23 protein-coding genes are annotated in these 20,959 nt (G+C 41.5%); 3 read left to right on the plus strand and 20 right to left on the minus strand.

The window, feature by feature from the left end; genetic code table 11:
• The first annotated feature begins 51 nt into the window (after nucleotides 1-51).
• A complete protein-coding gene (locus NSR00_RS11790) occupies nucleotides 52-453 on the plus strand; it encodes a helix-turn-helix domain-containing protein (protein WP_066248034.1) in 402 nt (133 codons plus the stop codon).
• Between the two features lie 73 nt (nucleotides 454-526).
• The gene (locus tag NSR00_RS11795; RefSeq protein ID WP_340788945.1) at nucleotides 527-985 is read left to right on the plus strand and encodes a YwpF-like family protein; all 459 of its coding nucleotides are present in this window, start codon (nucleotides 527-529) and stop codon (nucleotides 983-985) included.
• A gap of 357 nt (nucleotides 986-1,342) precedes the next feature.
• Here NSR00_RS11795 and NSR00_RS11800 read toward each other — a convergent pair whose 3' ends face one another.
• The 12 genes from NSR00_RS11800 to NSR00_RS11855 all read right to left on the minus strand — a co-directional run bounded on the left by NSR00_RS11800 (nucleotide 1,343) and on the right by NSR00_RS11855 (nucleotide 11,752).
• Entirely contained in the window at nucleotides 1,343-1,603 is a 261-nt protein-coding gene (locus NSR00_RS11800; RefSeq protein ID WP_094244696.1) for a hypothetical protein, read from the minus strand.
• Nucleotides 1,604-2,081: 478 nt separating this feature from the next.
• Entirely contained in the window at nucleotides 2,082-2,504 is a 423-nt protein-coding gene (gene fabZ, locus NSR00_RS11805) for a 3-hydroxyacyl-ACP dehydratase FabZ (protein WP_094244697.1), read from the minus strand.
• A 199-nt stretch (nucleotides 2,505-2,703) separates the two neighbouring features.
• On the minus strand, nucleotides 2,704-2,970 hold the full coding sequence (locus NSR00_RS11810) for a DNA-directed RNA polymerase subunit beta (protein WP_094244698.1): 267 nt from the start codon (nucleotides 2,968-2,970) through the stop codon (nucleotides 2,704-2,706).
• Nucleotides 2,971-3,158: 188 nt separating this feature from the next.
• Nucleotides 3,159-3,989, minus strand: a complete 831-nt coding sequence (locus NSR00_RS11815; RefSeq protein ID WP_340788950.1) for a flagellar hook-basal body protein — start codon at nucleotides 3,987-3,989, stop codon at nucleotides 3,159-3,161.
• Between the two features lie 16 nt (nucleotides 3,990-4,005).
• Complete coding sequence (locus tag NSR00_RS11820) at nucleotides 4,006-4,824, minus strand: flagellar hook-basal body protein (protein ID WP_063388997.1); 819 nt, start codon at nucleotides 4,822-4,824, stop codon at nucleotides 4,006-4,008.
• A gap of 289 nt (nucleotides 4,825-5,113) precedes the next feature.
• The gene (locus NSR00_RS11825; RefSeq protein ID WP_063388998.1) at nucleotides 5,114-6,115 is read right to left on the minus strand and encodes a rod shape-determining protein; all 1,002 of its coding nucleotides are present in this window, start codon (nucleotides 6,113-6,115) and stop codon (nucleotides 5,114-5,116) included.
• A 144-nt stretch (nucleotides 6,116-6,259) separates the two neighbouring features.
• Nucleotides 6,260-6,535: a sporulation transcriptional regulator SpoIIID gene (gene spoIIID / locus NSR00_RS11830; protein ID WP_063388999.1), complete on the minus strand. Its 276-nt coding sequence runs from the start codon at nucleotides 6,533-6,535 to the stop codon at nucleotides 6,260-6,262.
• Nucleotides 6,536-7,131: 596 nt separating this feature from the next.
• Entirely contained in the window at nucleotides 7,132-8,091 is a 960-nt protein-coding gene (locus NSR00_RS11835) for a 5-oxoprolinase subunit C family protein (protein ID WP_340788952.1), read from the minus strand.
• Entirely contained in the window at nucleotides 8,069-8,857 is a 789-nt protein-coding gene (locus NSR00_RS11840; RefSeq protein ID WP_340788954.1) for a LamB/YcsF family protein, read from the minus strand. The genes NSR00_RS11835 and NSR00_RS11840 overlap by 23 nt, the downstream gene beginning before the upstream one ends.
• Entirely contained in the window at nucleotides 8,854-9,588 is a 735-nt protein-coding gene (gene pxpB / locus NSR00_RS11845; RefSeq protein WP_117017303.1) for a 5-oxoprolinase subunit PxpB, read from the minus strand. The genes NSR00_RS11840 and pxpB overlap by 4 nt, the downstream gene beginning before the upstream one ends.
• Nucleotides 9,589-10,119: 531 nt before the next feature.
• The gene (locus tag NSR00_RS11850) at nucleotides 10,120-10,623 is read right to left on the minus strand and encodes a GNAT family N-acetyltransferase (RefSeq protein WP_340788956.1); all 504 of its coding nucleotides are present in this window, start codon (nucleotides 10,621-10,623) and stop codon (nucleotides 10,120-10,122) included.
• Nucleotides 10,624-10,888: 265 nt separating this feature from the next.
• Complete coding sequence (locus NSR00_RS11855; RefSeq protein WP_340788958.1) at nucleotides 10,889-11,752, minus strand: M23 family metallopeptidase; 864 nt, start codon at nucleotides 11,750-11,752, stop codon at nucleotides 10,889-10,891.
• 134 nt (nucleotides 11,753-11,886) lie between these two features.
• Between NSR00_RS11855 and NSR00_RS11860 the strand changes: the two genes are divergently transcribed.
• The gene (locus NSR00_RS11860) at nucleotides 11,887-12,324 is read left to right on the plus strand and encodes a VanZ family protein (protein ID WP_130157937.1); all 438 of its coding nucleotides are present in this window, start codon (nucleotides 11,887-11,889) and stop codon (nucleotides 12,322-12,324) included.
• A 254-nt stretch (nucleotides 12,325-12,578) separates the two neighbouring features.
• On the opposite strand, the gene spoIID is transcribed toward NSR00_RS11860, so the two are convergent.
• The 8 genes from spoIID to atpA form a co-directional block, all read right to left on the minus strand.
• Entirely contained in the window at nucleotides 12,579-13,598 is a 1,020-nt protein-coding gene (gene spoIID / locus NSR00_RS11865) for a stage II sporulation protein D (protein ID WP_066251285.1), read from the minus strand.
• A 193-nt stretch (nucleotides 13,599-13,791) separates the two neighbouring features.
• A complete protein-coding gene (gene murA / locus NSR00_RS11870; RefSeq protein WP_340788963.1) occupies nucleotides 13,792-15,105 on the minus strand; it encodes a UDP-N-acetylglucosamine 1-carboxyvinyltransferase in 1,314 nt (437 codons plus the stop codon).
• Nucleotides 15,106-15,137: 32 nt separating this feature from the next.
• The gene (locus NSR00_RS11875) at nucleotides 15,138-15,872 is read right to left on the minus strand and encodes a YwmB family TATA-box binding protein (RefSeq protein WP_340788966.1); all 735 of its coding nucleotides are present in this window, start codon (nucleotides 15,870-15,872) and stop codon (nucleotides 15,138-15,140) included.
• Nucleotides 15,873-15,984: 112 nt separating this feature from the next.
• Nucleotides 15,985-16,215, minus strand: coding sequence for a DUF1146 family protein (locus tag NSR00_RS11880; RefSeq protein ID WP_162877012.1), 231 nt, complete (start codon nucleotides 16,213-16,215; stop codon nucleotides 15,985-15,987).
• Between the two features lie 384 nt (nucleotides 16,216-16,599).
• On the minus strand, nucleotides 16,600-17,013 hold the full coding sequence (locus tag NSR00_RS11885; protein ID WP_063389011.1) for a F0F1 ATP synthase subunit epsilon: 414 nt from the start codon (nucleotides 17,011-17,013) through the stop codon (nucleotides 16,600-16,602).
• 28 nt (nucleotides 17,014-17,041) lie between these two features.
• A complete protein-coding gene (atpD, locus tag NSR00_RS11890) occupies nucleotides 17,042-18,460 on the minus strand; it encodes a F0F1 ATP synthase subunit beta (protein ID WP_094244710.1) in 1,419 nt (472 codons plus the stop codon).
• Nucleotides 18,461-18,496: 36 nt separating this feature from the next.
• Entirely contained in the window at nucleotides 18,497-19,354 is an 858-nt protein-coding gene (gene atpG, locus NSR00_RS11895; RefSeq protein ID WP_340788974.1) for an ATP synthase F1 subunit gamma, read from the minus strand.
• A gap of 90 nt (nucleotides 19,355-19,444) precedes the next feature.
• Entirely contained in the window at nucleotides 19,445-20,953 is a 1,509-nt protein-coding gene (gene atpA, locus NSR00_RS11900) for a F0F1 ATP synthase subunit alpha (protein ID WP_063389014.1), read from the minus strand.
• Nucleotides 20,954-20,959: the final 6 nt, after the last annotated feature.

Consider the following 20,959-nt stretch of genomic DNA (forward strand, 5'->3'; position numbering starts at 1 on the left):
TTCTTTTTCCTTTACCATATTTTTTAATGGTATGGAAAAGTTGGTGGAATCGTGAACGCACAGCAAAAATTTCAAATGAATATGAAATTTTTCCGAAAAGAAAAAGGATGGACTCAGAAACAGCTGGCCGAAAAATTGAATATGACAAGATCAGTAATCAGCAAATTGGAAACTGGAGTGCAGCAGCCTAGTCTGGAGCAGCTTGTTTCGATTAGTGAAGCACTCGAAATCAGCATTGATCATCTAGTTGGTCAAGGCGGTACCCCGAGCATGTTGGCAGAAGTGCTTGAACCATATCGGTCAGAAAAACATTTGGAGGAAGTAATTGACTTTTTAATAAAACATCCCAATTTATACGATGCGATTAAAAAATTAGCGAAAACGAATCATAATCAACAGCAATTATCCCAGTATGTTGCTACGATGATTCATGAACTGTTGAAAATAGAGTAAAGGCTGACTTTTGTCAAGCCTTTTTTATTTTATGTTATAATAAAGCATAAACTCTAGTTGGGGGCCTTGAACCATGAAAACCTTTAAGCTTGTCGAATTGAAAGTTGAGAGGAAAGATCAGGAAAACCGCATCGAAAATTTACCTCTTGCTGATGGGCTGATCATTAATAAAGAGGACGGCGAAAATTCGTGGTTAATTGAGGCGCTTCTTTCTAAACAGTTTCGTCCTTATTTTGAACACCATTTGCAAAATAATGATGAACTCAAGCTTTTAGCCACGATTACTAAAAAAAATAATAGACCCGCTCATATCATTGCAAAAATTCGTTCGATCACTATGTTAAAGGATCATATTTCTGTCCTTTTTGACGGCAGAATCTATAATAACCGAACTTCCAAGCAGGAAGCAGAAATGGTCCTCAGAGAACTAATTTCAAAAGGTCTATCCGGACAAGAGCTGCTGGAGGCATTTAGTAAAACAATCCATAAAATCAATGATCCGAAAGTAAAATCCCGATTTAAAAAAAATTGAAAGGACAGTCTTGCAACTTTATGATAAAAAAGTCGGGAAATTATTTTAGTCCAAGTCACATTTGTGTACAATATTTCATGCCTTTTTCCGCTGATCCCATTTTACATAACATGACGGATCACATCCGCAAGCTTTTGTTTTGCGGCAACGATTTCTTTACGAGCGAGTCGTTATTTACCGGCTCATCTTTGCGCATAATTGGCCTCTGATAATCTCCAATTTTTCGGGTTGGAACGTTATGCAGAGTTTGCACCTTTATACAATTTAACTTGAATCAGTTATGAGGTAAAATTAATTTTTTTTTCGTCTCGTTTGATTCCTAAAAATAAAAATAGAAGGCACGAACGGCCTTCTTTATTATTGATTTTCTTGTTCTTCGTTGTTTTCGTCGTTATTATCGTCGGCAGTATCATCTTGATTGTTATCAGCACCTTCTTCATCATCCGGTGGCAATTCTTCATCTAATGTATTCCCGTCATTGTCTTCATCTGTTGGACCTAGATTTTCTTCTGTATCGTCATTATTGTCCGGAGGGACCTCATCATTCGTATTGCACCCTGTCACCACCATCAACGCCATTAGCATGCTAAATAACATGTACATCCATTTCTTTTTCATATGATTGCTCCTTTCTTATTGTTATACGTTCTTAACATGCCCAAGTATTTTTAACACATTCAACAAATTTTTCTAAAACACAGATTGAATTTTTCAACCTTCAGTATATGATGACATAGATTGAAGAAAGGATAAGAAGAAATATTCGTAAAAGAACGATTTCGAAAATAAACTTTTGCAATCCAACATTTTCATATCGAAATGTAAGAGAAAACACTTTAGAAGGGCTCATAATCGGGGAAAAACAAACGAAAGCCATATTTTCAACATCAGAAGAAATAAAAAATGAAGATATAGAGATGAATACACCGTACTGGAGCACATCGAAAATTTTGGGAGAGAATACAGAAAGAAGATCTTTTAAGATGCAAGTACATTCAAAACGAGGTCAATACAACAGCCTTCTTGAACTTATGAAAAAAGCGGCTGTCTAATGTGCTTATTTAATAAAAAACAGATGCCATTTGAAGGCACCCGTTTATTTCACAGCAAATGTTAATTCAGCTTCACAAGCGATTTCGTCATCAACCTTTGCAATTCCTTTTGCTTTTCCGATCGGACCCCGCTGTGCGATCATTTCCACTTCCAGTTTTAGTTGATCCCCGGGGCGTACTTGTCTTTTAAAACGGCATTTATCAATGCCAGCAAAAAGAGGGAGCTTCCCTTTATATTCTTCTTTTTTCATCATGGCAACGCCGCCTACTTGAGCCAGTGCTTCAACGATCAAAACGCCTGGCATAACCGGATAATCCGGATAATGTCCGTTAAAAAACGGTTCATTAATTGTGACATTTTTGATGCCGACCGCCCGCTTGCCTTCCTCTAATTCAACAACTCGATCGACTAGCAAAAACGGATATCGATGTGGTATGATCTCTTTTATTTGCTGAATATCCAACATGAAGATGCCTCCTTAAGGATTAAAACGATAGTCTGTTTCCGCAGCTTTTTATGGCTCTAATAAACGATTTATGCCCCATTTTTTCGTCTCCCGATCTCCGGCATCTGAGCAATGCATCAGCTCGTTTCTTAGAACCAGTCTTGCAGAAGATCTTAACAAGAAGGAAAATTCTCCCAGCCTTTCATCAAGTATATTAGAATTACGCGTCCTTTTCAACAAGATCTATGATGTGCTGCCATGTAGACGGTTTAAGTGCATCTAGTGGACGTCCGTCCCCCAACACTCCATATCCGATTATCGCACCGATTGCCATGCTGATGACCATTCCAAAAACAAGTAAAATGAGACGAAGCCAAATTGGAATAAGCCGGACTCGTGTGCGCGTTTTTCTCTTGACTCCGTCCTCTTTTTTCGCTTTTTTCCGTTCTTCCCTTGTTAAAATATCAACTTTTTCCTGAGCAGCCATCATAAAAACTCCCTTAAAAAAATAACAAGTTTTAAAAAGCTGATACAGCAGCTTCTTTTAAGGTCAAAGATCAAAAAGACCTATTTCTATATTCACGGTGAACACCCGTTTAAGGCTAGAGGTAAAACTTGTTAAATTGAATTTTTGCCGATTTTCAACTGTTCAACACAATTGCAGAAATCGCTCTATTACCTCACGGTGTTGATTAGTCCAAGCATTTGATCGCCGATCGTGATTGACCGAGCATTTAGTTGGTAGGAGCGTTGTGCGATCATTAAGTCTGTAATTTCTTGAGTCAGATCGACATTTGAGCTTTCCAGAGCCCCTTGCCGCATGCCGATTTCCGTCCGCAAATCCCCTTCCAAATTCGTCAGCACATCTGTGATGGGCACGTTTCCTAATTGCTGTAAGCCGTATATATTATTGCCGAGTGAAATCATCATGCTCGGACGATCTACTCTGACAACTCCAAGATTAACCGTTTGCGGCAGTTCTCCTTCATTCCGTGACGCTGCTGTAAGCGTCCCGTTTGCAGAAATGACAATATCTCGAATATCTCCGTCCAAGTAAATCGGGTTTTGATTTTCATCAAGCACTCGGTAGCCGTCTTTCGTCACAAGCATAAGGCGGTTCGTACCATCGTTTGCAGGAGATAAATAAAGAGCACCGTCTCTTGTATACCGGACCTCGCCGTCTACTTCCACTTGTAAAAACTGATCCTTGTGTAAAAGCGCAACATCTAGCTCTCTGCCTGTCGTTTTAATAGCGCCTTGATGAAAGACAAGCTGTTTATCCAGTCTGGCGCCGGCGCCAAGACGAAGGCCGTAATCAGTCAATCTGCCTGTTTCTTTTTCAAGATCCGGCTGGTTGTTCAGCTCTTGTCTCATCAATTCGTGAAAGGTTGTGCTCGTTTTTTTATAGCCGTTTGTATCGATATTCGCTAAGTTATGACCGATTGCATCCAATTGCTGCTGTAACTGATTCATCGTATTAGTCGCTGTAATCATTGAGCGGAGCATTTACAACACCTCTTTGTCAGCCGATGCGGCCGATTTCATTGACTGCTTTGTCCATGCTTCTGTCATATGCTTGCAGCACCTTCTGATTTGCTTCAAAAGAACGATAGGCTGTCAGCATATCCGTATAAGCCCTTGCAACATCAACGTTGGAACGTTCAATATATCCTTGGCGCAGCACATATTGCACATTGCCGTTTCCAATTGCACTTGGCAGCTCTGTTCCGTCAGCCGTTCGAAACAAGCCGTTCCCTTCATTGACAAGATTGCGGACATCATCTTCAAACCGAATATCGATCGTTTGACCTGTGTATTGTCCGTTTTCCAGCACTTCTCCTTCAGGCGTAATAGTAAAATCGTTACCTTCAATAATAATCGGCGTTCCGGCTACAGACAGGACAGGGTTTCCTGCCATTGTCAGGCGGCCTTGCTCATCAATCGTAAAGTGGCCGTTTCTCGTATATTTCACTTCACCATTTCCCGTTTCAACAGCAAAAAAGAGAGTGCCTTTTAAATTCGTTTCTTCATGAATTGGAACCGCTTCTTCCACTAAAGCTACATCAGTCGGCAAATCAGTTGCACGGATATCCCCTTGGGTAAATAGTGGAATCAATTCTTGCATATAAACGCCTGTATTGACAGATCCAACTTCCGAAATATTTGTCACACCGTTTTTTGTTTCAATTCTTGACAAAAGCATTTCCGGAAAAGCCCGTATTGCAGCCCGGTCAGATTTATATCCCGGCGTGTTAGCGTTGGCTATATTGTTTGAAAGCATTTCCGCATGGCGCTGCTGTGTGAGCATTCCTGCTGCAGCTGTATAGAATCCTCGAAGCATGATTTTTCACCCCATCCAACAAATCCGACATGTTCTCCTAATTTTATATTATAAAGGACTTTTCGATGATTCTCATTACAATTTTTTTATTATCTTATAGGTAAAAGATCACAATTTTCTGATAGGTCTTTTATCTTCCGTCTCCTTTCCAAACTGTTCATAAAGATAAATATCATTTGGATGTTGGGAGCTGAATGGGTATGTAAAAGCAAGAATTGGTCTTTCAGATTTGAAAGTAAAAAAATCGGCGTAAAAGCCGATTTCTAAAAAACTTATTGCTACGATTTTGTTATATAAACTTTCTTTTTGGCAGTTTGTCCATGTTTTCAAGCATGATTCCTGTTCCGACAGCAACGCAGTGCAGCGGATCATCCGCTATGGTAACCGGAACCTTCAGCTCTTCAGACAAGAGCAGATCAAGCCCATGCAGGAGTGCTCCGCCGCCTGTTAAAATAACACCGCGGTCAATGATGTCTGCAGACAGCTCAGGAGGTGTGCGCTCCAACACATTTTTAGCTGCTTGAATAATGGCTTCGACAGGTTCTTTTAATGCTTGCTCGATTTCTTTCGACCTAATAGTGATCGTCCGAGGCAGTCCTGTGACCATATCACGACCCCGAATATCGATTTCTTCGTCGCGTGCACCTGGAAATACTGTTGCCGCTTTCACTTTAATATCTTCTGCAGTTCGTTCACCGATCAGAAGCTTATACTCCCGTTTAATATAATTTAAAATTTCAAGATCAAATTTGTCTCCAGCCACTTTCAAGGACGAGGCGGTAACGATATCACCCATGGATAGTACAGCTATGTCCGTCGTCCCGCCGCCAATATCCACCACCATGTTTCCACTAGGCTGGAAAATCTCCATCCCAGCGCCAATTGCAGCTACTTTTGGTTCTTCCTCTAAAAAGACTTGCTTGCCGCCGCATTTTTCAGCTGCCTCTCGGATCGCTTTCCGCTCCACTGAAGTAATGTTTGTCGGGCAGCAAATTAAAATCCGCGGCTTTGATATAATGCCTTTGACATTTAACTTATTCAAAAAATGTTTGAGCATTGTTTCTGTAATATCAAAATCTGCGATGACACCATCCTTCAGCGGGCGTATGGCAACAATATTGCCAGGTGTACGGCCAACCATACGTCTCGCTTCCTCGCCAACCGCTAACACCTTTCCGTTGTTGCGGTCAAGCGCCACAACAGAAGGCTCATTTAACACAATGCCTCTGCCCTTTACATGAATCAGCACATTTGCTGTTCCTAGGTCGATTCCTACATCTTTTGAAAACATATTACTATGATCCTCCCTTGCCAATCATCATCTCTCCAACTAATATCCTAATTTCTTATTGTATCATATAATTGCATAAAAAGTATGATTTTGTAAAAAAAGACAAGATTTTCGGAGAGTTTTGTCGGTTGGCGTCGAGAATCATCATCGTTTTATCGGTTCTTTTTGCTGTTCTTCTTTTTTATATTTTAATTTTGTTGCTTCTCCGCCACGAAGATGGCGAATCGATTTATGATAATCTAGTATTTTCTTTACTTCGTTTGCTAAATCAGGATTTATCTCCGGCAGCCTTTCCGTTAAATCTTTATGGACAGTACTCTTGGAAACGCCAAACTCTTTCGCGATTACACGAACAGTTTTTTTCGTCTCCACGATATACTTTCCAATCTTGATTGTGCGTTCTTTGATGTAATCGTGCACACCACTCGACCTCCCTAATGTGGATGTGAGAAGTGTGAAATGAGATTCGCATGCACAGTGTATACAGCTATATACATGATGTAGAATCTAAAGTTGCCATTTTTGCTGTATTGATCATCTATCTCCACGATCCCTCACCTCAAACACTCTCTTGTTAGGTTTGTAACATTTTATTAGCTTGGGTGAAGATATATTCTTGAAAAGTCAAGAAGGACAAGGGATTTATGAAAATTTATTTTCCACTTAAAGTCGAGGGCATGTTTCGACACTTTTCATTGATTAGTTTTTCGACGATATGCGCCAATCATTTTCCGGGAAATATGTATAATTCCAGTGAAAAAAAGAAAACATCTGCTCCTTTTTGGAACAGATGTCGAGAAATGGAGAATGGTTTGATTCTTATGACAAAACAGAAAAACATGTTTGATGAGCTCTTCGGCAATGTGGACAAGTTCTCTCTTGCTTTTTTATGTTCCTAAAATATTTGACTTGTTCAGGCTTTTATTAGCGCAGATACCGAAATTGTTCAGACCTTATCGGGTCTATTTAATAAAATTTCGTTCAATGATCCTACATGTTCACTTTCCAACTTTCGTTTATTCATCATATATGCCAGCTCCGACTGAAATTTGGCGTATGATGCGCATCTGCTCAAAATAAAGCTTTTGAGCCTCTTGAACGGAAACCGGCTGAAAGCGAATCTTTGCCCCTGGCACTGCTTGAGCAACGTACATCAAATCCACTGTAATGACTGTTCCGATTCTCGTATATCCGCCCGTTGTTTGCCGATCAGCCATTAAAATGATCGGCTGTCCGTCAGCAGGTATTTGAATTCCGCCAAGGGGAGCAGCTTCCGACAAAATGTCGGCAGGCTTTCTATGAGAAATTTTCGGCCCTTTCAGCCGATAACCCATTCTGTCCGATTGCGGTGTGACTTCATATACAGAAGAAAAAAAAGTATCGATTCCTTCTTTTGTAAACGCCTCTTCATGTGGACCCGGGACAATGCGAATGGTCATGTGCTTTTCGTATTTCGGGATAAGGGAAGGGGATAACATTCGGCCAATCGTGCTTGTTTTTACAGCATCTGAACCCATGATTACATCCCCTTTTTGAAGGGCTCTTCCATTTAATCCTCCTATTCCCGCTTTTAAGTACGTTGATTTGCTTCCCATGACCTTAGGGACGCTAATTCCGCCTGCGATTGCGATATAGGCTCTCGCTCCGCTTTTTAAACCGGTAAAAGAAAGCTGATCTCCCTTTTTCAGCAGCACGCTTTTCCATAACGGAGCGTCTTTCCCATTGATTTTTGCCGCTAGATCGCCTCCGCATATCGCAATCACAATATCACGGACGGCCCTTAAGGAAGGACCTGCGATTGTTGCCTCCAGCACCGCTTCATCTTTTCGGTTGCCGACTAAAAGATTTGCGATTTGCATGGAAAACGAATCCATAGCGCCGGCAACAACAACTCCGTATTGCTGATAGCCCGTTCTTCCTAAATCTTGAACAGTCGTTAACAAACCAGGCTTTTCAACTAACAATATTTCTTTCATCTTTTTTCGCTCCCGGATTGACAATACGAATATTTTCTTCTTCCAGTTTGCTTTTTAAAGCTTCAGCAATTGCTAATGCCTTTGGACCGTCGCCATGGATGCAGATTGTATCAGCTTGAATGGGAATGTCATGCCCGTTTATTGCCGCTACTTTTCCCTCCTTCACCATACGGAGAACTCTTTCTACCGCTTCCTCTAGATCGTGTATGATTGCATTTTTTTCTGATCTTGAAGTTAATGTTCCGTCAGGCTGATACGTTCTGTCGGCAAAGACTTCATGCGCGACCGTAAGCCCGATCTTTTCCCCCGCACGGCAAAGGACGCCTCCTGAGAGTCCATATAGGATAAGCGACTCGTCAACATCTTTTACTGCTTGAGCAATCGCCTCCGCTAACGCCTTGTCTTTTTCAGCCATATTGTATAGAGCGCCGTGGGGCTTCACATGGTTCAGCTTCATCCCTTTTGATGCCGCCACAGCCTGCAAAGCTCCAATTTGATAAACGACCATATTGTAGACTTCCTCAGGAGATACTTTCAACTCCCTTCGTCCGAATCCGGCTAAATCGTTCAACCCTGGATGAGCGCCTATCGCCACATCAAACTTTTTCGCAAGCTCTACAGTCCGCATCATGACATTATGGTCGCCGGCATGAAATCCACAAGCAATGTTGGCTGAAGAAATACAGCGAAGCAGTTCTTCATCATTGCCAATTTTAAAATGGCCGAAGCTTTCCCCTAAATCGCTGTTTAAGTCAACAGATATCATGTTTCTGCCGCCTCCTTTTTATATTTGACCACTTTATATGAACCCTTTAGCACCTGCTGTTCAATTTTTTCATATTCTCTTTCCGTAATGGGGACAAATCGGATGTAATCACCGGCTTTTAGCAATATTGGATCTTGTTTCTGCGGATCATACAATTTGACAGGTGTTCTCCCGATGATTTGCCAGCCTCCCGGTGTTTCCAAAGGATAAATCCCTGTTTGCTCCCCGGCAATTCCGATTGAACCGGCAGGAATTCTAGATCTGGGTGTCTTTTTCCTCGGCGCCGCAATTCTTTTGTCCATTCCGCCTAAATATGGAAAACCTGGAACAAACCCAATCATATAAATCAAATAATCGGAGGATGAATGAATCTTCACTACTTCTTCTTCCGACAATCCATTCGTTTCAGCAACAAACTGAATATCTGGCCCTGCCTCCTTGCCATATAATGTCGGAATTTCAATGACTATTGGATCCGGCACTGGCATGCTTTCTATCTTTTCTCCAATTTTTAAAAGCTTTTGAGAAAGTTCATCGTACGAAATAATATTTGGTCGATAAAAAACAGCAAGGGTGGTGTAAGCAGGAACCCATTCGACTATTCCTTCAATGCAGCTTTGTTCCAGCCAATATACATATTGACGGATTTGTTGATAAATTGCTTCGGAAATCTCCGTACCAAATTGAATGATGATTCCTGTATCACCAAGCGGTTGAATCGAAAATTCCACCGTTTTCCACCCTCCTTTTGAAAAAGTGCTTTTACGCAGCAAAACACTTACTTTTGCTGCTTCTGTGTAAAGCTTGTCAATCCGGCCAAAACGGCTGCTGCGGATGTTTTTTTCAGCACTGGTGGATTGCTGCTGTTAAGCAAGTTTTCCAGTCCACATAAACCGTTAATCGAAGCGTTCGTATCAAAAAGAAATCGGCATAAAAAAGCCCCGATCACTCAATGGAAGCAAACATTTATTTAATACTCTGGTACGCAATTAAATTATACATACTCGCAGATGGCAGATCTGATTGAATTTCTTTCGCTGCACAAACTGCCAGAAAACAGGATCGCCCATAATCATGCAGCGAACAATTTTCCGCAGGAAAACTCAACATCAGTCTATAGATTCAAACAAATTTAAACAGTCGAACAATCATGTCTATCCTAAAAAAGGATTGCAGTTTGCTAAAAAGACGCTTTTTTCTCAACTGGCGAATGAAAAAGAAGCTAAAATACTATATTGCGAGCGGAGACACTGTTAATACGTTCAATCGGCTACACGTTTCCCCACTATCACTAAATCTCGCTCAACACCGTCCAGTACCGCCACACGGGGAAAGTGCCCCCAATCTCGGAATCCATTTTTGTAAAACAGCTTTAAGCTCGGGATGTTGTGCTTGAAAATAAAGCCAAGCAAATTTTTTATTTGGAGGCTTGGAGCCTTTTCTATAGCGATCTTCAAGGCAAAATCGCCGATTTGTTTTCCCCGGTACTGTTCATCAATGTAAATGCTAATTTCCGCGGTTCCGTTATATGCAGGCCTTCCATAAAAAGATTGGAAGCTGAGCCAGCCAGCTACCTTCCCATCCTGCTCGATCATCCACAACGGTCTCGTTTTTGGATTGTGCTCATGAAACCACTGTATGCGGTCTTCCACTGAAATAGGTTCAGTATCAGCTGTCACCATCCGGCTTGGGATCGTTGAATTGTAGATCGAGACGATTTTAGGCAAGTCATGTATCGTTGCATCTCGAAAGAGAATATTTTCCACGTGCTTCTTCCTTTCTCTTGCTTAGATTGATTCTATTATATATGGAATAAAGTGAATTTTCGATCGCTTCACATTATGTTTTGAAAAAATGCTTCGGCAAGCCTCTTTCTCGCTTGCACCTTACCGTACGTTGTTTCTTGTACCGTTTATGAAAAATTTTTCGGTCTGTTCTTTATGAAAAATTCAGCAGCCTATGCTCATTTAATTTTTACCAGATATGATTTAGACAAAAAAAAACCTACTCGTTTGAGTAGGATTGTATTAGTTAAGGTTTAGTTGTAGAATTATCAGATTTTTCTTGTTCTGAATTTTCCTTTGACTGAGATTGTTCTTCATCAGGCTGAGTTTCATCTGATGGGGCTGTTTCGTCTGAAGTAGCTTCCTCTCCATCTTTATTATCTTCTTTTTGTGCTGCCCCGTCAGAAGGCTCTTCAACAGATTTTTCAGTTAAACTTGTTAACGGCTCGTCCATGTAGTTTAATGGATTGTAGGCTTTACCGTCTTTGCGGATTTCAAAGTGAACATGGACGCCAGCGTCTTTATTGAATTGGTTTTTCCCAGCTTGTCCGATAATTTCTCCTTGTTTAACTTTGTCGCCGGTCTGTACTTTCGTATCGGCAAGCGATTGGTAAATGGTTTTTACACCGTTTTCATGTTCAATTTCTACGACATATCCTAAAAGAGAATCTTTTTCAGCTTTTGCAACCGTTCCGCTTAAAGATGCAGTGACTTCAAATGCTTTTCCATCATTTGATGCGATATCGATACCTTGGTTTGGATGGTATGTGTTATTATGGAAGACAAGTGCCGTTTCTTGTTCTTTTTCTGAAGCATTAAAGTCATAAAAGTTTGTTACTACCTTCACAGCATCAGGATCGATGGCCGGCATTTTGAAGTTTTCGACGGATTGATTTACTTCCACCGATTGTTCTTCATTATAGGAAACGTCTGTACCATCGTCCGTTGATAAATCGTTTGCATCATTGTTGCGGATTGCTTGATACCATAAAACGGCTGTTAAAATAACGGCTGCACTGACTAAATAAATAGCAGGAAAAACCCATTTTTTTCTGAAAAACTGTTGGAACTTCGAGCCTTGAGAAGTACGTTTCTTTTCTTCCTCTCTCATTGTTCATCACCTCAGCAACCATTGTGAACAAGTTTGAGAGAATCTATACATCAAAATAAAATTTTTTCTTTTATTTTTTGCTATTTGTTTTTTTCTATGCATATTGTTGAAAAATATTTGAAGGAGTTTGGATCATGAAGAAGTTTGCGGTATATGTAATCAGTATTTTACCGATTATGTATATGGCGGTCATTTGGATCTTATCTAGCTATCCAGCTGACACTTTCGTCAAAACGCCGTTTTCGTTCGACCATTTATTGAAAGAGTCGCTTCATCTCATTGAGTTCGGAATTCTTTATTGGCTTTTCATTTTCGCCTTCGCTGTCCATGAAAAGCTTACAGAAAAATTAAGTTTCGCCTCAGCGATGATCGCTGTTTTTTACGGGCTGTGTGATGAAATTCATCAATATTTCGTTCCTTCAAGATCTGCGACAATCATTGATCTTATTAAAGATACAATCGGTGTTTTCGTATCCTACTATATCGTCAAAATCTTTTATTTCCAAAAAGACGAATCGAAGCTGAAAACGTTTTTTTGCAAATTAGCAGCATTAAAAAGAGGGGGTGTCTAATAAGTCGTTTTTACGGCTTATTGACGCCCCCATGAATATTTTAGAAACGTTGATATATCGGTGTTTATGATTTTTGTTTTCAATGGGGATTTGACTTTCTGGACAGCCCCTCTAAAAAAGAATTTATCGAATCGATCAATATTTCATTTAGTTCGAAATGAAGTTGGCAGCTTAATGGCACTATCAGCGGTAGCCCTAAAGAAACAAATGTGAGAACACCGATTACCGATTTTCTCACAAAACGCACCGATTTTTTATTTTTTCGCCATATATTTTGATAAAAACGGGTTGGCTTGCGAAATTTCAATTCCCTGGTAGTAATGTGAGACAATCTCTTTATAATTTTTCCCTTCCTGCGCCATAAAATTGGCACCGTACTGACTCATGCCGACTCCGTGTCCGTATCCTTTTGTCGTAACAATAATTTGGTCGCCTTTCAATGTCCACGAAAAATCCGTTGACCTTAGACCTAGCTTTTCTCTTATTTCTCTTCCAGTAAACTTTTTCCCGTTAATTTCGACTAGAGCGACCCTGTGTCCTGGCGTCCTTTCGATAATTTTTCCAATTGAATTGCCTTTCCCTATTTTAATCCCTAATTTTTGTTCAAACTCTTGAACGGTGAATACCTCTCTGGCGAGAAATTTTTCCGATTTCTCATCCCAAGGGCTTTCCACGCTTTTTAAATAAGGAAGGGCGTTCGGCCAAATGGCCTCCGAATTTTCCGTATATCCATTACTCGTTGAAAAAAAAGAAGCATCAATCGGCTTGTCGTCATACGTTAAAATTTGGCCTCTTGTTTCGGCAACAGCTTCTTTAATCTTTTTTATTTTCCAATCAAAATCTTTTTTCCAAATTCTCCTTAATTCTTCTTCATTTTTATAAACTTGATGGAGCTCAGTATCCGTGACTACCGCTCCTTTGGGAGAGCCGACATTTTGGCCCGTAAACAGCTCTTTCACGATGTACGTTCTAGCAGCTAAAGCTTGAGCCTTTAACGCTTCTTTTTCAAATTCTGCGGGCATCTCGGCGGCGACAACACCAACCACATATTCTTCAAGCGGAACTTCATCAATTTTTTTTTCTTGGGAACGATAAATCGGTACAGAAACTTTTGATTCCTTTTGTAGCACATCCGTTGTTTTCTTCTCGGCTAGTTCCTCGCCAAGCGTAGCTTTCGTCTTTTCGGCAAACGGGGCTACCAGCAAACTTGGCACCATCAAAATAATGAAAAATATTGCTGCAAAAAAAAGAAAGAACGGTTTCACTCGTTTCATATTACAGCCCCCATTTCTTTTATCGCTGACTTCAGTAAAGTTTATGGGGAAGGACAACCTTTTATGACTGAAATCGGAGATGCTGTTTGCAGGGGGAGTTTTAAGTATAAAACGAAAAAATATGAAAAAAATAAGCGGGTAATACGAAAAAGAAGCTAGCATCTCCTAAAAGAGGCTAGCTTCTTTTGTGAAATTATGCATTTAAATTCGTTGCAACGGCTTGTTGTTCAATTGCCGGGATGTCTGCTTCATCATTGACGCGTTCAATATATGCGCCAAGTTCTTTTAACTTCTCATGAAAACGGACGTAGCCGCGATCTAAATGCTTCAGCTCCGTAACCCGTGTATACCCTTCTGCAGCAAGCCCGGCTAAAATTAATGCAGCCGCCGCTCTTAAATCGGTTGCCGTTACTTCTGCACCTTGAAGCTTTACAGGACCGTTGATGATACAAGAGCGGCCTTCGATTTTAATATCTCCGTTCATACGACGAAATTCTTCTACGTGCATAAAGCGGTTTTCAAATACCGTTTCGGTAATTACGCTAGTTCCGTTTGCCTGAAGCAGCAGGGCCATCATCTGAGACTGCATGTCAGTAGGAAAACCTGGATGAGGCATTGTTTTAATATCCACTGCCTTCAATGTTTCCGGACCAATGACACGAATGCCTTCTTCTTCCTCGATAATGGTTACGCCCATTTCTTCCATTTTCGCAATTAATGATGTCAAATGCTCCGGAACTGCTCCTTTTACAAGGACATTCCCTTTCGTAATGGCAGCAGCAACCATAAATGTTCCTGCTTCAATACGATCTGGAATAATTAAATGCTTTGCACCGTGCAAGGAATCTACACCTTCAATTCTGATAGTACCAGTGCCTGCGCCACGGACATTTCCGCCCATTTTGTTTATAAAATTCGCAAGATCGACAATTTCAGGCTCCTTTGCACAGTTTTCGATTACAGTTGTTCCTTCTGCAAGTGCGGCTGCCATCATAATGTTTTCTGTTGCGCCGACACTTGGGAAATCCAAATAAATTTTGGCTCCGCGAAGTCTGCCATTCACTTCTGCGTCAATAAAGCCGTTGCCGACTTTTATCGTTGCACCCATCGCTTCGAAGCCTTTCAAGTGCTGATCAATCGGACGGGATCCGATGGCACATCCTCCCGGCAAAGCAACACGTGCACGGCCTTTGCGGGCAAGAAGAGGTCCCATAACAAGCACAGATGCACGCATTTTTCTAACATATTCAAATGATGCTTCCGTTAAAAGCTCTCCGCATGCATCGACAACTACTTGATTACCATCAAAACGAACCTCTGCTCCGAGATAGCGGAGAACTTCGTTTATCGTGTAAACATCGGAGAGCTTAGGAACATCACAAATTTCACTCTTTCCTTCACTAGCTAATAAAGATGCAGCGATGACAGGTAAAACGGCATTTTTAGCTCCTTCGATCTTTACTGTACCGTTTAACTTTCGACCGCCGCGGACGATGATTTTTTCCAAGGTATTCCCCTCCGCGTCCCATTTTCTCTATATTAATATTCAGTTGTAATAATAGGTGTTCCTACTGTTACAGTAGTTCTTTCGCCCATTCCTGCACTTCTGAGCGAAATTTGAATGTTCATCTTTCCATTTTTCGTTTCAATAGAATGATCCCAATCGTTTGTAAAACCGGATATGGAAACGAAGCGTTGCTCGTTTAAGCTTTCCACCGGTTTTGCATGAAACCTTTTTAAAAGGTTATTTGCCTCAAAAAACAAAACACCTTTCATCTTATCATCTGTATAGCCTTTGACACAAGTGAAAAATGTAGGATTTCCAGGAATTTTGTCGAAAATGTGACGGTTAAAATAGCGCTCCAGCTTCATCCATGCACGGCCATTCCAACGTTTCCCTGTTGCATCATATATAACTTGAATTTTCGGGCTTGCTTTTGCATGAGGTTTAATAATTTGCAATGTTTCAGTGATCTGCTTATCGCTGTTGTAATAAGTGCCGGTCCACTTTTCAAAATTACCACTTTCCAAGTAAGACCAATTAAATTGACGAAACTGTGTGTAGATTCGTTTCACTTTTTTGCTTTTTTGAGAAAAAGAAAATTTTGCAAAAATTGACCATTCTGCCACATCTATGTTTTGTTGATGAAATTGCTCCACGATTTCCACTACATGAATATCGTGTCTTTCAGCATTCGTTCGTTCTGTGTGCCAAGCTGACAAAAGAAAACCGAATAAAAATATGAAAATAAAGACAAAATATAAATTTTTCACCGCCATCACCCTTTCCTTATTAAAAGTGTTGCCGGAAAGGGTTTTGGCATACGTGGAAAAAGTCGTCAAGATTAGACAACAGCCTTTATGTATTCATTGTCCCTCGACATGTTTAAAAAAGATATTGCAGCTGCTGTGACCAAAAAAAATAGTTCAAGAAAAAATTGCTCACTGATGACGCAATGGCGATGGTCAATAAAATGAGCAAAAGCCTTGTCTCGACAACTCTTCCTTTACGAATGATTTTTTCAATTTGAAGAGCCTGTAAAGCCCGCCAAGTTAGAAAAATAAATACTAAATTTACTATGATGCTAATGAGCGCCTGCTGGCCTAGCCCCGCCACATTACTCCTCCTTCCGAAATCTTCCTTTCTTGTTTCACAAACCCACTTTATTATATAAAAATCTTTCCTATTCATGCACACTTTTTATTTGATTTTGTGAAAAACAATGGTTAGGCAGTTTTTTCATGTTGTTATTTCTTATAAATGAAGCATTCATTGATGTGGAATGTAGATAGGAGGTCAATTCGTTATTTTTGGATTTGCAGTTTTAGAGTTGAATGATGCGATTACATGTTGTCCATTTTTTGCTGTCAATAAAAGTAAGTTGCCGATTTTTTGCATCCAGGCTAGAGCCAACATTGCAAAATAGCCATGATCATGATTTCTTAGTTTTTTCAAAAAAGACGGCCCGAACTTAAACGCCGGGACGTCTTAAATGAGAAATTAGAAGTTCTTCTTCGCCACGTTAATACGATTGATGGCACGTTGCAGCGCCAGCTCAGCACGTTTAAAATCTATGTCTTCCTGCCCTTGACCTTTGCGCTGCAAGCGTTCCTCAGCACGTTTCTTTGCAGCTTCCGCGCGGGCAACATCGATATCTTCAGCTCTTTCAGCTGCTTGTGCCAAGATCGTGACTTTATCAGGGCGAACTTCCAAAAAACCTCCGCTGACAGCCACGAGTTCTGTATTATTTCCTTTTTTCAGCCGAACTGCGCCAATTGCAAGCGGCGCAACCATTGGAATATGACCAGGCAAGATTCCAAGCTCGCCGCTTTGAGCTTTGGCGCTGACCAATTCTATATCCGCATCATAAACTGGGCCATCGGGAGTGACGACACTGACTTGTACGGTCTTCATATTCAGTTCCTCCTAGGGTCCCAAAATATTATACTTCAACGCCCATTTGCTTCGCTTTTTCAAGGACATCTTCAATTGTGCCCACTAAGCGGAACGCATCTTCAGGAATGTGGTCGTACTTACCTTCAAGAATTTCTTTAAATCCACGTACAGTTTCTTTTACAGGCACATATGAACCAGGCTGTCCTGTAAACTGCTCAGCAACGTGGAAGTTTTGTGATAAGAAGAATTGGATTCTTCTAGCACGATGTACAACTAGCTTATCTTCATCTGAAAGCTCGTCCATACCAAGGATTGCAATAATATCTTGCAACTCTCTATATCTTTGCAATGTTGCCTGAACTTGGCGGGCAACGTTGTAATGCTCTTCACCGACGATTTCCGGAGCCAATGCACGTGACGTTGAAGCAAGTGGATCCACCGCTGGATAAATACCCATCTCTGACAGCTTACGGTCAAGGTTTGTTGTCGCATCTAAGTGTGCGAATGTTGTAGCCGGAGCAGGGTCTGTATAGTCGTCAGCAGGCACGTAAATGGCCTGAATCGATGTAACAGAACCTACGTTTGTTGATGTAATCCGCTCCTGCAATTGTCCCATTTCTGTCGCAAGCGTCGGTTGGTATCCAACAGCAGAAGGCATGCGTCCAAGCAACGCAGATACTTCGGAACCAGCTTGTGTAAAGCGGAAGATGTTGTCGATGAAGAAGAGAACGTCTTGCCCTTGCTCATCACGGAAATATTCAGCCATTGTCAGACCTGTTAATGCAACGCGCATACGCGCTCCAGGCGGCTCGTTCATTTGTCCGAACACCATTGCTGTTTTGCTGATAACGCCGGAGTCTTTCATTTCAAAGTATAGATCGTTTCCTTCACGAGTACGCTCCCCAACTCCAGCAAATACGGAAATACCGCCGTGCTCTTGTGCAATGTTATTGATCAGCTCTTGGATTAAAACTGTTTTTCCAACTCCTGCACCGCCGAACAAGCCGATTTTTCCACCTTTAATATATGGAGCAAGCAAGTCAACAACTTTGATTCCTGTTTCCAAAATTTCAACTTGTGTTGACAGCTGTTCAAATTTCGGAGCAGGCTTATGAATTGGATCCCGGCGCGCTTCCGCTGGAATCGGGTCTCCAAGGTCAATATGATCCCCTAACACATTGAATACCCGTCCTAATGTGACATCTCCAACTGGCACGGAGATTGGAGCGCCTAAGTCTTCGACTTCCATTCCGCGCGTTACGCCGTCCGTTGAAGCCATAGCGATTGTCCGAACGGTGTCATCCCCTAAATGTAGCGCTACTTCCAACGTTAAATCAATGTCTACCTCGTTTTCATTGCGCGCTTTATGTGAAATTTTTAGGGCGTTATAAATTTCCGGCAAATGTCCGCTTTCAAACTTTACGTCCACTACCGGACCCATTACTTGAACTACGCGTCCTTTCATGTTCCTGTTTCCCTCCTAACGTACTGTTTCAGTGATCTATTCAAGCGCTGATGCCCCGCCAACAATTTCTGTAATTTCTTGCGTAATCGCTGCCTGACGAGCTCTGTTGTAGGAAAGAGTCAGCGTATTGATCAGTTCCTTTGCGTTGTCTGTTGCATTCTTCATTGCCGTCATTCTCGCAGCATGTTCGCTTGCTTTGCTGTCAAGCAAGGCGCCGTAAATTAAACTTTCAGCATATTGCGGCAAAAGCACTGCCAAAATGTCTTCCTGAGACGGTTCAAATTCATAAGACGTCATTTTTTTATTCGCAGCGATGTCCGAAAGCGGCAGCAGCTTTTTCTCCGTTACTTCCTGCTGGATGGCGCTGACATAATGGTTGTAGAACATATAAATTTCATCTACTTTTCCATCCTCGAACAGCTTGACTGTATTGGAAGCAATTTCTTTAATATCCGAAAAGTTTATATCATCGCCTAATCCGACAATTTCTTCAACGACAGGCATACCGCGTTTTTTGAAAAAATCGCGGCCGACTTTTCCGATGGCAATCACGGCATATTCATCCGTCGAACGATGCCGTTCTTGAATCGTTTGATAAACAGCGCGCAGCACGTTGCTGTTAAACGCACCGGCAAGCCCGCGATCCGATGTAATGACAACGTATCCTGTCTTTTTGACCGGACGCTTTTCAAGCATCGGGTGGCTTACGTCCGTACTCCCAAGGGCGATGTTTGCCACAACTTCTTGAATTTTCTCCATGTAAGGCACAAATGACTTGGCGCTGGTTTCCGCCCGATTCAGCTTCGAAGCTGAAACCATCTCCATCGCCTTTGTAATTTGGCTTGTCTTCTTCGTCGAATTGATGCGTGTTTTAATATCGCGCAACGATGCCAAAGGTTCTCACCACCTTTTTGAAAAATAGCCGATCATGTTTTGAAAACGGCTGTGAAAAGAATCCCCGTATTTTCACAGCCTTATCGTTCTTTATTCAGAAACTGCAAAAGTTTTTTTGAATCCTTTGATGGCTTTTTCCATTTTCTCGTCTTCAGGCAGATTTCCTGTCGAACGGATTTCTTCAAGAAGCTCTTTTTCATTTTGATCTAAATAAGCATAAAATTCTTCTTCAAAGCGGCGAATATCCTCAACAGGAATATCATCTAAAAATCCTTTTGTTAAGGTGTAAAGGATCATAACTTGTTTTTCAACTGGGATCGGCTTGTTGATGCCTTGCTTCAATACTTCAACTGTACGCATACCACGGTTTAACTTCGCCTGAGTTGCTTTATCTAGATCAGAACCGAATTGAGCGAATGCTTCAAGCTCTCTGTATGCTGCAAGGTCTAACCGAAGCGTACCCGAAACTTTTTTCATCGCTTTGATTTGCGCTGCACCGCCGACGCGGGAAACGGACAATCCGGCGTTTACCGCAGGGCGCACACCTGAGAAGAATAAGTCAGATTGCAAGAAAATTTGTCCGTCTGTAATGGAAATTACGTTCGTAGGAATGTACGCTGAGATGTCGCCAGCCTGTGTTTCAACAAATGGTAATGCCGTCAAAGATCCGCCGCCTTTTGCATCGCTAAGTTTTGCTGCGCGTTCCAATAGACGGGAGTGCAAGTAAAAGACATCCCCAGGGAACGCTTCACGTCCAGGTGGACGGCGTAGTAATAGAGAAAGCTCACGGTAAGCGGCAGCTTGCTTTGAAAGATCATCATATACGATAAGGACATGTTTTCCTTGGTACATAAAATATTCGCCCATAGATACACCGGCATATGGGGCCAAATAAAGCAATGGAGCCGGTTGAGACGCAGATGCCGTTACAACGATCGTATAATCTAATGCACCGTGTTTACGGAGTGTTTCAACAACATTTCGAACTGTTGATTCTTTTTGTCCGATCGCAACATAAATACAAATCATGTTTTCTTCTTTTTGGTTAATGATTGTGTCGATCGCAATTTGTGTTTTACCTGTTTGACGGTCACCGATGATGAGCTCGCGTTGTCCGCGGCCAATTGGGATAAGAGCGTCGATCGCTTTAATACCCGTTTGCAGCGGTTCATGAACAGATTTCCGGTCCATGACGCCTGGGGCAGGGCTTTCAATCGGACGTGTTTTTGTTGTTTCAATCGGGCCTAACCCGTCCACTGGTTGTCCAAGCGGATTTACAACGCGGCCGATCAGCTCTTCTCCAACAGGAACTTCCATAATCCGTCCTGTTCTTCTCACTTCATCGCCTTCACGAATGTCTTTAAAAGGGCCTAAAATAACAATACCGACGTTATTTTCTTCAAGGTTTTGGGCTAATCCCATAACGCCGTTTGAAAATTCGACAAGCTCACCGGCCATGACATTGTCGAGGCCATGAGCACGTGCGATCCCGTCACCTACTTGAATAACTGTGCCGACATCGCTAACTTCTATTTCAGACTGATAGTTTTCAATTTGCTTTTTTATCAGTGCACTAATTTCTTCAGCTTTGATGCTCATGAGTTT

The organism is Aeribacillus sp. FSL K6-8394, from assembly GCF_038008865.1.
Lineage (GTDB): Bacteria > Bacillota > Bacilli > Bacillales > Aeribacillaceae > Aeribacillus > Aeribacillus composti.